This is a genomic window from Rhizobium sp. 10N414 (genome assembly GCF_056394785.1).
Genome location: NZ_JBFTIN010000005.1, coordinates 1 through 13,419, shown reverse-complemented (window position 1 = coordinate 13,419; position 13,419 = coordinate 1). Strand labels below are relative to the sequence as shown.

Genomic DNA, 13,419 nt, shown 5'->3' with positions numbered 1-13,419 from the left:
CTTAAATATGATTAGACTTCTTGGATATTTCTTCGGAGTGGCTTGCGTCCTGTTCTTGGGCGTGGCGGCTGTTGTTGCCGTTTACTTGGCAACCGTCACGAAGGACCTTCCGGACTACGCAGTGCTGAACAGCTACGAGCCGCCGGTGACGACCCGCGTTCATGCAGGCAACGGTGCGCTAATGGCGGAGTATGCAAAGGAACGCAGACTTTTCCTGCCGATCCAGGCTGTTCCCGACCGCGTCAAGGCGGCCTTCCTGTCTGCTGAAGACAAGAACTTTTATCAGCACCCCGGCATCGATGTTACCGGCTTTGCGCGCGCACTGGTTGCTTATCTGACCGGCGGTCCGACGCAGGGCGGTTCGACGATCACGCAGCAGGTTGCCAAGAACTTCCTGCTTTCCAGCGAACAGACGATGGAGCGCAAGGCGAAGGAAGCGATCCTTTCCTTCCGTATCGAACAAGCCTACAGCAAGGACAAGATCCTTGAGCTGTACCTGAACGAGATCTTCTTCGGCCTGAATTCCTACGGTATCGCGAGCGCCTCGCTCACCTATTTCAACAAGTCGGTGAACGAACTGACGGTCGCCGACGCTGCCTATCTTGCCTCCCTGCCGAAGGGTCCCGCCAACTATCATCCCTTCCGCCATCCCGAAGCAGCGATCACCCGCCGCAATTGGGTCATCGATCGCATGGTCGAGAATGGCTATGTCAGTCAGTCCGATGGTGCCGAGGCCAAGAAACAGCCGCTCGGTGTCACCGGTCGCAGCAGCGGGCCCTCGCTTTTTGCATCCGGCTATTTCGCCGAGGCGGTCCGCCGTCAGTTGATCGACCAGTACGGCGAGAAGATGCTGTACGAAGGCGGATTGTCCGTTCGTACCTCTTTTGACCCCGCGTTGCAGGTCTTTGCGCGCAAGGCCCTTCAGGATGGTCTGACCAACTACGATGAGCGTCGTGGCTTCCACGGTCCGGTCAAGCAGATCGACACGGCTGCTGACTGGGGTAAGGCGCTGGCCGATATTCCGGCTTTGACGGACGTGCCAGAATGGCGACTGGCTGTCGTGCTGGCCGTATCGGCCGACGGCGTCGACATCGGGCTGCAGCCCCCGAAGGATGGCGCGGGCAAGATCCCTTCCGAGCGCGAGCGTGGAGCCATCGAGGCCAAGAATATGCAGTGGGCATATCGCTCGGCTTCCGGCCGGAAGACAGCAAAGTCGCCCGACGGCGTTCTGTCAGCCGGGGATGTCGTCTACGTCGAGCGGTTGGGGGACGAAGGTTCCAAGTCCTACCGGCTTCGCCAGCCGCCGAAGGTCGAAGGCGGTCTCGTCGCGATGGACCCGAAGACCGGTCGCGTGCTTGCGATGGTCGGCGGCTTCTCCTACGCGCAGTCGGAATTCAACCGTGCGACCCAGGCGATGCGCCAGCCGGGTTCGTCCTTCAAGCCGTTCGTCTATGCGGCGGCCATGGACAATGGATATACGCCGGCGTCGGTTGTCAGCGACGATCCGCTGTCGATCCAGACGGGCAATGGCCAGGTATGGGCACCGGATAACTATGAAGGCGAGGGTGGTGGCGCCAACACGCTTCGCTTCGCGATCGAGCACTCGCGCAACCGCATGACGGTGCGCCTTGCCAACGATCTCGGCATGAATGTCGTCGCCGAATATGCAGAACGCTTCGGGATCTACGATCACATGATGCCGGTTCTCGCCATGTCGCTCGGTTCCGGCGAAACCACGGTCTTGCGCATGGTATCGGCTTATTCGGTCATCGCCAATGGCGGCAAGCAGATCAAGCCGACCCTGGTTGACCGGATCCAGGACCGCTATGGCCGTACGATCTTCAAGCACGAGGAGCGCGTCTGCGAGGGCTGCAATGCGAGCGACTGGCATAACCAGGACGAGCCCAACGTCGTCGACAATCGCGAAACCGTTCTCGACCCGATGACCTCCTACCAGATCACCTCGATGCTGCAGGGGGTCATCCAGCGCGGCACGGCCGCCGGCAAGGTCGATCTCGGCGGGCGTGACGTTGCTGGCAAGACGGGTACGACCAACGATGAAAAAGATGCGTGGTTCGTCGGCTTCACGCCAGATCTTGTCGCCGGCCTTTACATCGGCTTCGACTCGCCGTCGACGCTTGGACGCGGCGGCACAGGCGGCTCGCTTTCTGCGCCGATCTTTAACGAGTTTATGCAGGTTGCTGTGAAGGACATGCCGGAATCTAAGTTTGTCATTCCGGCGGGCATGAACCTCATTCCGATCGACCGCAAGACCGGCATGGCTGCGGTTCAGGGCGACCCGAACACGATTATCGAGGCCTTCAAGCCAGGTACCGGTCCTGCCGACAGCCTCTCTGTTATCGGCATGGACAATGCGATGGCGCCCGAAGAAATTCTGCGGACGTCGCCGCAGGCCAACCAGGCCGTCCAGTCCGGCGCCGGCGGCCTCTACTAACCTTTTCCCTGACCCGTTGTGGCGGTTGCGGCCCTTTACATCCGCAGCCGCCACAATTATTTGACGGGCAACTTTTCAAGCAACGCGAAGAAGCAGGAAAATGCGAGCGGAAATCCAGAACGTAGTCGATGAAACCAAGCAGGCTATCACCCTGCTGAGGAGGCATCTTTGACTGGGACCAGGCGATAAGACGACTGGACTGGTTGAACAACAAGGCAGAGGATCCGACCCTCTGGAACGATGCTTCGGAAGCACAGAAGCTGATGCGCGAGCGTCAGCAGCTAGATGACGGCATCAACGGCGTGAAGCAGCTCGAGCAGCAGCTCAACGACAACGTCGAACTGATCGAGATGGGCGAGGAAGAGGGCGACGAGAGTGTCGTCAAGGACGCCGAAGACGCGCTCAAGAGCCTGAAGGCTGAAGCCGCCCGCCGCCAGGTGGAGGCGATGCTATCGGGCGAGGCCGACAGCAACGATACCTATCTCGAAGTCCACTCCGGCGCAGGCGGAACGGAAAGCCAGGACTGGGCCAACATGCTGCTGCGCATGTATACCCGCTGGGCGGAGCGTCAGCGCTTCAAGGTAGAGCTTCTTGAAGTGCACGATGGTGAAGAAGCAGGCATCAAGTCGGCAACCCTGCTGGTCAAAGGCCACAACGCCTATGGCTGGCTGAAGACGGAGTCGGGCGTGCATCGCCTGGTGCGTATTTCGCCCTACGACAGCAACGCGCGGCGCCACACCTCGTTCTCCTCGATCTGGGTCTATCCCGTGGTCGACGACTCGATCAACATCGAGGTCAACGAGAGCGACTGCCGCATCGACACCTACCGCGCCTCGGGAGCGGGCGGTCAGCACATCAACACGACCGATTCGGCCGTGCGCATCACGCATATCCCGACCGGCATCGTGGTTTCCTGCCAGCAGGAACGCTCGCAGCACAAGAACCGGGCCAAGGCTTGGGACATGCTGCGTGCTCGTATGTACGAAGCCGAGTTGAAGAAGCGCGAAGAAGCGGCGAACGCCGAGGCAGCCTCGAAGACCGACATCGGCTGGGGTCACCAGATTCGCTCCTACGTGCTGCAGCCCTACCAGCTGGTCAAGGACCTGCGGACGGGCGTGGCGAGCACGGCGCCGGGCGACGTGCTGGATGGCGAGCTCAACGAGTTCATGGAAGCCGCTCTCGCTCACCGCATCAGCGGCAAGCCGGACGCTGTCGTCGACGACGTCGAGTAACCGCTCAAACGTATGAACATAGAGAAGGCCCCGAATGGGAGCCCCGAATGGGGCCTTTTCGATTCAAGCGGGAAAACCGGAAGTTCTCCAGCGACAAATCAACGGCTTCGACTAGTTGCTGGCTTTGCCGACGGTAACCTCACCAAATTCGTCGATGACGACAGTCCAAGTCTCCGATTCCGCATCCGGATCGGTCTTCAGGTAGACCATTGCAAAAAGGCCGGGCTCCTTGAGCATGCCGGAGGAGTTTTCGGGCCTGATGTCGGTGACATACGGCTTCAGATCGCTGAGTTCCTGCAACTCCACCGTCGAGGTGATGGACGGCTCAGCGTCGCTCTGCTCGATTTGCTGCAAATATATCTTGGCGGTGCGGTCCGCCTGCCTGACGGCAAACAGCTTGTAGTAGCCGTGGCGCGGTTTTGCGGGAGCGGGAACGGCAGCCGCAGTTTGGGGCGCCGAAGGTGATCGTTGAATGGCCGGCGCCGCACCGTCGTCTTCCCAGTAACCGGTGCTGGTCGCGAAGATGACTGAAGCCGGTAGGATCGCGTCTTCTGCCTCAACGCCTCGCGCGCAGAGGGTGGACGCGGCTAGCAGCAAGGTACAAAGCGTCGTTCGTCGCAAGCTCATGTCTCAGTCCTCGAACTGCTCCGCAAGAATACGATCGGACCATGATCGATCGGGATCGGAGAGAATGCGCGCGGTCGTAAGTTCCGATTGCGCGATGCGAATATGCAGCACCGATTTCACTTCCGTGTTGTCAGCGACCGCGTTGACCGGCCGCTTCTCCGCCTCGAGTATGTGTATATCGACCGTCACCTTGTTGGGCAGAAGGGCGCCGCGCCAGCGCCGCGGCCGGAACGCGCTGACCGGAGTCATCGCCAACAGAGGGGCGTCAAGCGGCAGGATCGGTCCATGCGCGGAGAGGTTATAGGCCGTCGAACCCGCGGGCGTGGCCACCATCAGGCCGTCGCAGATAAGCTCGTCGAGTCGCACGACACCGTCCACTTCGACCCGCAGTTTGGCGGCTTGATAGGATTGCCGGAACAGCGAGACTTCGTTGATGGCAAGTGCTGTCGAATTCGTGCCGTCGGAATTCGCCGTTGTCATCTGCAAAGGGTGAAAGGCATTTTCGACTGCTGTGCAGATTCGATCCTGCAGATCTTCCGTTCGATAGTCGTTCATGAGGAAGCCGATGGAGCCGCGATTCATGCCGTAGACCAGCTTGCCCGAGTTCATCGTGCCATGCAGCGTCTGCAGCATGAAACCGTCGCCGCCGAGGGCGACGATCACGTCGGCCTCTTCAGGGGGCACGTCACCATAAATGCCTATCAACTCTTCCCGAGCCGCCAGCGCCTCTGTCGCCGAGGAGGCAAGGAAGGAAAGCGTCTGAAACGAACGGCCCATGTAATTCCTTTTACGTATTCAACGAACGATAACATAGTCTTGGCGTCTAGGCGCCAATAAAAGCCGATTTTGTCAAGTGCATCTGCAGCGCCGGCTGGAGCCATCGTCAATTCTTCGCTGCTCGATTTCAGGCGTATGCTGTGGAAGGCCCGGAACTCGAGCCGGGCAAGCCTCGGATCATCTTTCGTCGACAAGGCAGATGGCGTCAATCCTGGCGTGGGGCGGCACTGCGTACTCTCCGTCGATAGCGAGACCGTACGCGCAGGCTTGCCGAGGCATTCGTAGTGACAATGGATACAGAACGTTTTGAAACGTGCTCCAATGCCAAGTTGGCGTCTATAATCGCCCTTCTTTGCGGTAGCGTGCCACGCATGTATCGAGGCTCGTATCTGGAGGCGTTAGCGACAGCCGCCTGCTTCTGCCACAGCGCACTTTAACACCTGCTCCGCATATTCGACGACGGCTCTTTCGTCGGTGACACATAACTTCAGGACTTGGCATTTCTCCTTGAGTTCGTGCAGGACGCGTCGGTGAACCCTTGCAATCGCGGCAGTATTCTTGAGCTTCATGAGCTCCTGGAGACAAGCCACTGCTACGATCTCTGAAACCAGCAGCTTGCCTTCGACTTCTCCCTGCGTTGGAATGGCAAAACGCTCACCGCCGGGTTTGAAATCTCTATCGGGCGACAGCATGACAAACCTCCCATGGCCTTGATCGACGAAACGATGAAGAAATACGCCAGAGGGGCCGCCCAGGGTCGACAGCCGCCCCTTCGCACGCTCCAAGGCTATGTGGCTTTGACCTCGATCTTGCGGTCGTTCGTCCCGGTGTTGGCAGCCTTTGGAAGCGTGACCTTCAGGACGCCTTTCGCGAAAGCGGCGGCGATCTTATCTGCCTCGATGTAGTCAGGAAGCCGAAACGAGCGCTGGAAGGAGCCGTATTGGCGCTCCGAAAGGTGGTAGGCCTCGTCCTTCGATTCCTTTTCCTCCGTCTTTTCGCCCCGAATGGTCAGCACGCCGTTCGAAAGCCTGATGTCTATGTTGCTCTCGTCGAGGCCGGGAACTTCCGCGGTGATCTCGAATGCGTTGTCTTTCTCGACGACATCCACCGCGGGAGACACGACCCAGTCGGCAGCAGAAGTCGTGCGTCCGAGGAGCTGACCTGAGAGCGGACGCCATGAGGAAGGGCCGAAGTCGTCGAACAGCCGGTCGATTTCGGTACGAAGTGAGTCGAATGGAGACCACATCCCGCCGGGAGCCGGCGTCGTGGTCTTCTGTTCTTTCTTAATGGGGAACATATCGGGCATGATCATCTCCTGTTGGCCAAGAGGTCCGGAAGCCGGATCTAATCATTGCGTTTCGCTCGACATCGAGCGCAGTCATTAAAGCACGCGGGTGGGCAAGTGACTTTGATCAATGTCAAGAACACAGGAAATTAATTGGCGCGCGGACTCAGTCTAACGCAGTATCGGTCGAACCGTCCGCCGGAGAACGCACATTTAGAACATCGGTCGAATAGAACATCGGTCGAAGACGCGGTTCGGTACCATCCGTTTTGCAGTGCGCCGAGCGATATCCTCTGCCCTATCCGTACACGTTTCAGGATTGGAAATTGATCCAGCACAATGCAGATCCAGCAAAAAAGGAGGATGATTTATGTAAGCGGTGTCCTCGTTTTGCGGCCCGTCGAGTATTCCTCGGAGGAATGGGAGAGACAGACATGTCAACGACACTCAGGAGTATGAGCCATGTAGAATGCTTGGAAATGCTGGAACGGGCGCATTTTGGTCATCTGGCTTGCAGTAACGAAGGCCGGCCTTACGTGGTCCCAATCTACTTTGCGTTCCAATCACGAGTAGCCTACAGTTTTTCGATGCCAGGACGAAAAGTGGAGTGGATGCGGCTGAATCCAAGAGTCTGCCTCCAGGTGGAGGAGCAGTGGGGGAAGGGCGGATGGAGGAGCGTCGTGCTGAACGGCCACTTCCAGGAACTGCCGGACGATGATGTCTGGCACGAGGAGCGCCTGCACGCGTGGTCACTTTTGCAGAGACACTTGGACTGGTGGGAGATCGGCTCGCTTGAGCCTCGCGAACTACCGACTGCGTCTGCATCTGCCCACCTATTCTACTGCATCTACACGGACGATGTCTCCGGTCGGGTCGTGGCCCTTTAGTGACAACGCCTCGGCCCTCGAGGTTTCCGCAATGTCTGCGCACCCTTTGACGGAGGAAGCCAATCGACTGTATCGGCGATCACGTGCCCATTACACGAGACCAACCGAGTCGCTGGTAGCCTGAGAGATTAGCCACAGACCGAGCATTCTCGTCCTCCGCACCCCTTCCACGCAAATAACATTCTGACTCGGCGCATGGCGGCTTTGTAACTGGAGGCAGGATCTAACCGCCGTCGATCGCCTCGCCGATGCGGGCGATCGCCTGCTGATACACACTCGCGGAGTTCCAGCCGGCGATGGCGCCGATATTGCCCTGATAGTCCTCGCCGGCGCCCCAGCCGTGCGCCCTGAGGAAGTTGGCCGTGGACATCAGCGCCGTGCTCTTGTCGCGCATGTTCCTGTTTCCGACGCCGTATTTCAGGACATTCCCAGGCAGGAACCCTGTGTGGCCGATCTCGCCGTGCATGGCGCCGACCGAGCCGGCACTCAGCACGCCGCTGTCGACTAGCTTGAGCGCCGCGATAGCATGAGGCGCGAAGAATTGCGGGCGGCGACAATCGTACGCGAGCGTGACGATTGCCGAAACTGTGTTCTGGTTGCCCATAGAGGCGCCGAAGTTGGTCTCCATACCCCAGATGGCGAGAAGCACGCCGGCGGGCACGCCGTAGTTGCGCTCGATGCTGTCGAAGAGCGCTGCATTCGCCGTCTTAAGCGAACGGCCCTTGGAAATAATCGCGGACCCACCGCGTCGTCTCATAAAGTCGGCGACCGAGCCGCTGAAAGCCTTGTTGACGGAGCGGTCGGCCTGAATGGTTCCTACGGCGTATTTCGCACCGGCAAGCGCTGCAAGACCCTTCCCCTTGACGCCTGCAGCCTTTGCCGTCTCGGCAAACTCTACTTTCCACTGTTCAAACCCGGCAGCGCTTTTGCCGCACGATGCCGCCTGCGCAACGCACGCCAGAAGGCAGAAGGCGATGGCGCCCGCCGCAGCAAGCAAAACTCCCTTAGCAAAGAATGCCATGTCGCTCTCCTCGTGGGTCTGAACCATCATGCATCCGGCCGCATGACGTCACTCGTTCACTTACGAAACCGGCTTGACCGGGAAGCGAAAGGAACTGAGAAGGTGCCTCTACTATGCACGTGAGGGCGATACGGTGCTAGTGACGAAACTGGACCGCCTGGCGCGATGAACGCGGACCTGATGGCGACTCTGGCGAAGCGGAAGACCGGCGGTTGCTGACCGAGTCCAAGACGCCGAGGAAATTGCAGCTTCTCGTCGACGGCGACAAATTTGGCAGATCTGTCTCAGTTCCATCGGCAGCCTTTGATATGTGCGGCGACTTAGTTGGAGGCAAAAAGCATATTTCACAGCGTATTTGGTTTCCAATAGAGTACGGTTCCGTTTGGCTAGCGGGAGGCGCATATGGCTCACAACGACCGTTCACGGCATATCACCCAAGGCATTGCTCGCTCGCCCAATCGCGCGATGTACTATGCGTTGGGCTATACCAAAGGGGACTTCGACAAGCCGATGATCGGCATCGCCAACGGGCACTCGACGATCACGCCATGTAATGCCGGCCTCCAGCCGCTTGCCGACGCGGCGATAGCCGCCATCAAGGCGGCCGGAGCCAATCCGCAGATATTCGGCACGCCTACCATCTCGGACGGCATGGCCATGGGAACGGAGGGCATGAAATATTCTCTCGTCTCGCGCGAGGTTATCGCCGATTGTGTGGAGACCTCGGTGCAGGGCCAATGGATGGATGGCGTTCTAGTGCTCGGCGGGTGCGACAAGAACATGCCGGGCGGTATGATCGGCATTCTCCGCGCTAACGTTCCGGCCGTCTATGTCTATGGCGGCACCATCAAGCCGGGTCGCTGGAAGGGCGAGAGCCTCTCCATCGTGTCCGCGTTCGAGGCCGTCGGCGCTTACATGGCCGGAAAGATGAGCGCTGAGGATTTCGAGGGCATTGAGCGCAATGCCTGCCCGACGACCGGCTCTTGCGGCGGCATGTACACCGCGAACACCATGAGTTCGTCCTTCGAGGCGATCGGCATGTCGCTGCTCTACTCCTCCAACATGGCCAATCCCGACCAAGAAAAGATCGATAGCACGGTCGAGTCCGCGCGCGTTTTGGTGGAAGCGGTGAAGGCCGGCATTCGACCACGCGACATCGTCACGCGGAAGTCGATTGAAAATGCCGTGGCGCTCATCATGGCCACTGGAGGTTCAACGAATGCGGTGCTGCACTATCTCGCCATTGCGCATGCGGCCGAGGTGGAATGGACGCTGGAGGATTTCGAGCGGATACGCCGTAGGGTACCAGTAATCTGCGATCTCAAGCCATCCGGCCGTTATATGGCTGTTGATCTCCACGCTGCCGGCGGCATTCCTCAAGTCCTAAAGCTACTGTTGAATGCGGGCCTTCTGCACGGCGATTGTCTCACGATCACCGGCAAGACGATCGCTGACGAACTCTCGGCCGTGCCCGACGAGCCTCGTGCGGACCAGGACGTTATCCGGTCGCTCTCAGCGCCACTGTATCGCGAGGGACATCTCGCCATACTCACAGGCAATCTGGCAGAGGGTGGGGCGGTGGCAAAGATCAGCGGGCTCAAGAGCCCGGTGATTGCTGGCCCGGCGCGCGTCTTCGAAGACGAGCAATCCGCAATGGATGCTATTCTCTCGGACAAAATCAAGGCCGGCGACATTCTGGTCCTGCGTTACCTCGGGCCGAAGGGTGGTCCGGGAATGCCGGAAATGCTTGCCCCGACCTCCGCTATCATCGGACGTGGCCTTGGAGAGAGCGTCGGCCTCATCACAGATGGGCGGTTCTCCGGCGGCACATGGGGTATGGTGGTCGGGCATGTCACGCCCGAAGCCTTCGAGGGGGGGGCAATCGCACTTGTCAAGGACGGCGACCAAATCACCATCGACGCCCATCAGCTACTTCTGCAGCTCGACGTCCCAGATGAAGAGATTGCGAGACGCCGAAGCCTTTGGAGCCAGCCTCCGCCGCGCTACAGGCACGGCGTCCTCGCCAAGTTTGCGGCCTTGGTCCGACCAGCGAACGAGGGAGCCGTGACGGGTTGAGGTCACATGAAAAAAACGCGCCAACTGAGGCGAATTAGTTATCAAGTCACTGATTTCGTGCAAAATTAGTGGTGCCCCCGGCAGGGTTCGAACCCGCGACCCCCTGATTACAAATCAGGTGCTCTACCAACTGAGCTACAAGGGCGATGCCTGCCAAGTACCAGATTCTGCCGTCCTGTAAAGAAGAAATCCGCGCGATCGTGATTTCGTTCGTCCGACCTTGCATCGGAGTTTGCGTTGCGAACGCCGCAGACCCGACTTTGCTAGTTCCGAGGCGCAGTCTGCCGCACGCTCGTTTGCAAGGCGTCACCGGTCTCTCCGGCACCCAACGGCGACATGATTGCAATGCTCAGCACCGAAGCAACCATGAAAACGATAATAGCGATCATTACCCGCACATTTCTCTCCTAAATCGTGCGAAGCCAACGCGCGGGGCCGACCGTCGGTTCCCCTAATGATAGCTACACGATCTACTGTACGGGTGCTGGAATAGGGCGTTCAGGGGCGGGCGCCAGCGGAGCGAGTTCGTGAATCGGCTGCGACTTGTCGATCCAGACGATGCTGAGAATGATGGCAACAAATACGCCGACGAACAGAGTGCCGATGACGAGGGAGCGGATGGCCATATGGAAATATGTTCCTCCTGTTCGAATGCGGGGCAGCATGGAAAAGAGCAGAGTCAAAACCGAGACGAGCAGCAGTTTGCTGGCTTCCTAGTTGCTTTGCGGCGCTGCTATCATCCCGCATATGGAAGAGAAAGATCGCGCCTTTCGCYGCGATCCCCCAACTCTATCAAATTTTCAAATGCTGCCTCGCCGCATAAAGAGCGATCGCCGCAGCATTAGATACATTGAGTGACTTGATCGCACCCGGCATGTCTAGCCTGGCAAGCGCGCTGACAGTTTCGCGCGTCTTCTGGCGTAGCCCCTTACCTTCGGAACCCAGCACGAGCGCCACCTTGTCACCCGAGAATGTGCCCTCGAGTGGCGCCGGTCCTTCCGAATCGAGGCCGATCGTGAAGAAGCCGAGCTTGTGCAGTTCTCCAAGAGCGTCGGCAAGATTCGTGATCTGGATATAGGGGATGAGTTCCAGTGCACCTGAGGCTGATTTCGCCAGCACGCCTGATTCGGTCGGGCTGTGGCGCTGTGTGGTAATGACGGCACCTGCATTGAAGGCCACGGCGGAACGCATGATGGCGCCGACATTGTGCGGATCGGTTACCTGGTCGAGCACGAGAAGCAGTGGGCTGTCCTTCAGTGCTTCCAGCCGGCGGACGGGCAGGGGGCGCGTTTCCAGCATGACACCCTGATGGATGGCATCCGGGCCGAGGACCTTGTCGATATCGTGCGGAGCGACGATTTCGACCGGAATGCCGAGCGCGTCGGCAGCGATCTCCAGACGCGCAAGCGCGTTCTGGGTCACCGACAACTTGACGTTCCGGCGCTCCTTGTTGTCAAGCGCGGCACGAACCGTATGAAGGCCGTAGAGATAGACCTGCTCGGGCGCGAGTGCAGGAGGCTTCCAGTCCTCGGCACCGCGCCGGCGCTTCTGTGGCGGCGGTGTCGGAATCTCACCGCGTTCGCGTTTGCTATCACGATGCGCGCGGCGCAGGGTTGCGTAATGCGTGTCCTTGGCGGATTTTTCGTCAGTGGGCTTGCCACCGGTTTTCTTGTCTTTGCTCATGCGGCTTTATAGCGAGCGTGCTTCTTTCCGCATAGGATTTCTTTCAGGACCCCGGCTTTCCACGGTCGATGAAATTTTTCACATTTTTTCCGTCGTCATCGTGTTGACATGCGTAAATCGTCCGGTCATATACGCGGCGCAGACCGAGGGGCGGCAACGCTTCGAAAGTCTGACGAGCTTGGTCTCACGATCCGGACGAAAAGACTGGAGAGATGCCCGAGTGGTTAAAGGGGACGGACTGTAAATCCGTTGGCTCAGCCTACGTTGGTTCAAATCCAACTCTCTCCACCATTCGTCATTGGATCGGATACCACCCCGCGGGTATAGCTCAATGGTAGAGCAGCAGCCTTCCAAGCTGAATACGCGGGTTCGATTCCCGCTACCCGCTCCAGATTTTCGCAGTGTCCTGTTGTTGCTGTAACGCTTTGCGCGAGCCGGGTCGCTATGCGTACCTCTAGCCCCAGAGCAGCACGAAAGGCGAGGCCAGCGCGATGATGCCGGCGATCGTCCATCGCTTTTGGGTGTTGGTGCTGAGATCCTCTCTCGACAGCCATATGCGGACAGCAACGAAGCCGATGGCGATGAGGGCGCTGTAGATCACGGCGCGCAACAGGATCGACCAGCCGCCACCGAAGAGACCGATCGCGATGCCGAAGCCGGTGAGGGCGCCGAGAATACCGTATCCCACGTCGAACATCAGCGTCGTGGTGGCCGAAAGTGGCGTCAGCATCTTTGGGAAGGCGATGGCAAATGCCGCTGTGAGCAGCCATATTGCGACGATCGCTTGCAGCGTCGAAGAGCTGACGATCGATGTCGCCAGAGCCGGGAGCCGCTCGGGCGAGGAGAGGCGTGCAAGCTGCGCGACCCAGTCGATCGCAGCGGCAAGAACCCACAATATGAATGCGCAAGCGGCAAAGATCAGAAAGTTGCCTGCGGATCGTTTTGCAATTTCCTTTGGTTCCATTGCGGTGTCTCCGAGCAGTGCTTCCGCGTAAGGGCTGCAAACGATGTACTATCATATCCTTGGCGCCGTCGCGCCCGTTCTTCGCGAATATATCTTCGCTGCCATCTCCGGTGGATATTGCCGATCGGGCGCTTCCTTCCCATATGCGCCCGCAGGCTAGGAATACGGTCCGCAAATAGGTCTTGCGCAATTTCCCCGAAAGCCTTAAACGGCGGCACTAAACCGGTTCGCCGGGGTCATCCATTTCGTTCACAGGAAGCATTCAAATGGCAAAGAGTAAGTTTGAGCGCAACAAGCCGCACGTTAACATCGGCACGATCGGCCACGTTGACCACGGCAAGACGTCTCTGACGGCAGCGATCACGAAGTACTTCGGCGAGTTCAAGGCGTACGACCAGATCGACGCGGCTCC

General features: G+C 59.0%; 13 protein-coding genes, 3 tRNA genes and 1 pseudogene. 8 read left to right on the top strand and 9 right to left on the bottom strand.

The window, feature by feature from the left end; all coding sequences use genetic code 11:
• Positions 1–7 precede the first annotated feature (7 nt).
• The gene (locus tag AC1DE4_RS07190; protein ID WP_477880791.1) at positions 8–2,455 is read left to right on the top strand and encodes a penicillin-binding protein 1A; all 2,448 of its coding nucleotides are present in this window, start codon (positions 8–10) and stop codon (positions 2,453–2,455) included.
• A gap of 100 nt (positions 2,456–2,555) precedes the next feature.
• Positions 2,556–3,687, top strand: a protein-coding gene (gene prfB, locus AC1DE4_RS07185) for a peptide chain release factor 2 (RefSeq protein WP_100248113.1) whose coding sequence is annotated in 2 segments (ribosomal slippage) — positions 2,556–2,624 and positions 2,626–3,687 — 1,131 coding nt in all. Because the reading frame shifts where the segments join, the coding sequence is not laid out codon by codon here.
• A 111-nt stretch (positions 3,688–3,798) separates the two neighbouring features.
• Here prfB and AC1DE4_RS07180 read toward each other — a convergent pair.
• From AC1DE4_RS07180 to AC1DE4_RS07165, 4 genes are all read right to left on the bottom strand, one after another.
• Positions 3,799–4,314, bottom strand: a complete 516-nt coding sequence (locus tag AC1DE4_RS07180; RefSeq protein WP_025661208.1) for a hypothetical protein — start codon at positions 4,312–4,314, stop codon at positions 3,799–3,801.
• 3 nt (positions 4,315–4,317) lie between these two features.
• Positions 4,318–5,091, bottom strand: a complete 774-nt coding sequence (locus AC1DE4_RS07175) for an NAD kinase (protein ID WP_018859839.1) — start codon at positions 5,089–5,091, stop codon at positions 4,318–4,320.
• 398 nt (positions 5,092–5,489) lie between these two features.
• Positions 5,490–5,783, bottom strand: a complete 294-nt coding sequence (locus AC1DE4_RS07170) for a hypothetical protein (RefSeq protein ID WP_018859840.1) — start codon at positions 5,781–5,783, stop codon at positions 5,490–5,492.
• A gap of 95 nt (positions 5,784–5,878) precedes the next feature.
• Positions 5,879–6,397 carry an Hsp20/alpha crystallin family protein gene (locus AC1DE4_RS07165; protein WP_477880788.1) on the bottom strand — a complete coding sequence of 173 codons (519 nt, stop codon included), beginning with the start codon at positions 6,395–6,397 and terminating at the stop codon, positions 5,879–5,881.
• 413 nt (positions 6,398–6,810) lie between these two features.
• On the opposite strand from AC1DE4_RS07165, the gene AC1DE4_RS07160 reads away from it, so the two are divergent.
• Entirely contained in the window at positions 6,811–7,263 is a 453-nt protein-coding gene (locus AC1DE4_RS07160) for a pyridoxamine 5'-phosphate oxidase family protein (protein ID WP_029792832.1), read from the top strand.
• Between the two features lie 223 nt (positions 7,264–7,486).
• Here the strand turns inward: AC1DE4_RS07160 and AC1DE4_RS07155 are convergent, their stop codons facing one another.
• Entirely contained in the window at positions 7,487–8,284 is a 798-nt protein-coding gene (locus tag AC1DE4_RS07155; protein ID WP_169681017.1) for a lytic murein transglycosylase, read from the bottom strand.
• Between the two features lie 70 nt (positions 8,285–8,354).
• Between AC1DE4_RS07155 and AC1DE4_RS07150 the strand changes: the two are divergent.
• Positions 8,355–8,450, top strand: a pseudogene (locus tag AC1DE4_RS07150) (recombinase family protein); the annotation flags it as partial.
• Positions 8,451–8,686: 236 nt separating this feature from the next.
• A complete protein-coding gene (gene ilvD / locus AC1DE4_RS07145; protein ID WP_477880786.1) occupies positions 8,687–10,360 on the top strand; it encodes a dihydroxy-acid dehydratase in 1,674 nt (557 codons plus the stop codon).
• A gap of 69 nt (positions 10,361–10,429) precedes the next feature.
• Here the strand turns inward: ilvD and AC1DE4_RS07140 are convergent.
• From AC1DE4_RS07140 to rlmB, 3 genes are all read right to left on the bottom strand, one after another.
• Positions 10,430–10,505, bottom strand: a tRNA-Thr gene (locus tag AC1DE4_RS07140).
• 325 nt (positions 10,506–10,830) lie between these two features.
• The gene (locus tag AC1DE4_RS07135) at positions 10,831–10,986 is read right to left on the bottom strand and encodes a hypothetical protein (RefSeq protein WP_018859846.1); all 156 of its coding nucleotides are present in this window, start codon (positions 10,984–10,986) and stop codon (positions 10,831–10,833) included.
• Between the two features lie 166 nt (positions 10,987–11,152).
• Positions 11,153–12,043: a 23S rRNA (guanosine(2251)-2'-O)-methyltransferase RlmB gene (gene rlmB, locus AC1DE4_RS07130; protein WP_018859847.1), complete on the bottom strand. Its 891-nt coding sequence runs from the start codon at positions 12,041–12,043 to the stop codon at positions 11,153–11,155.
• Positions 12,044–12,249: 206 nt separating this feature from the next.
• Between rlmB and AC1DE4_RS07125 the strand changes: the two genes are divergently transcribed.
• Both AC1DE4_RS07125 and AC1DE4_RS07120 read left to right on the top strand, forming a co-directional pair.
• Positions 12,250–12,334 (top strand) — tRNA-Tyr (locus AC1DE4_RS07125).
• Positions 12,335–12,360: 26 nt separating this feature from the next.
• Positions 12,361–12,434 (top strand) — tRNA-Gly (locus AC1DE4_RS07120).
• 63 nt (positions 12,435–12,497) lie between these two features.
• Here AC1DE4_RS07120 and AC1DE4_RS07115 read toward each other — a convergent pair.
• A complete protein-coding gene (locus AC1DE4_RS07115; protein WP_192241828.1) occupies positions 12,498–13,007 on the bottom strand; it encodes a hypothetical protein in 510 nt (169 codons plus the stop codon).
• Between the two features lie 266 nt (positions 13,008–13,273).
• Between AC1DE4_RS07115 and AC1DE4_RS07110 the strand changes: the two genes are divergently transcribed.
• On the top strand, positions 13,274–13,419 hold a 146-nt coding region (locus AC1DE4_RS07110), incomplete at its 3' end, for a GTP-binding protein (protein ID WP_421387882.1).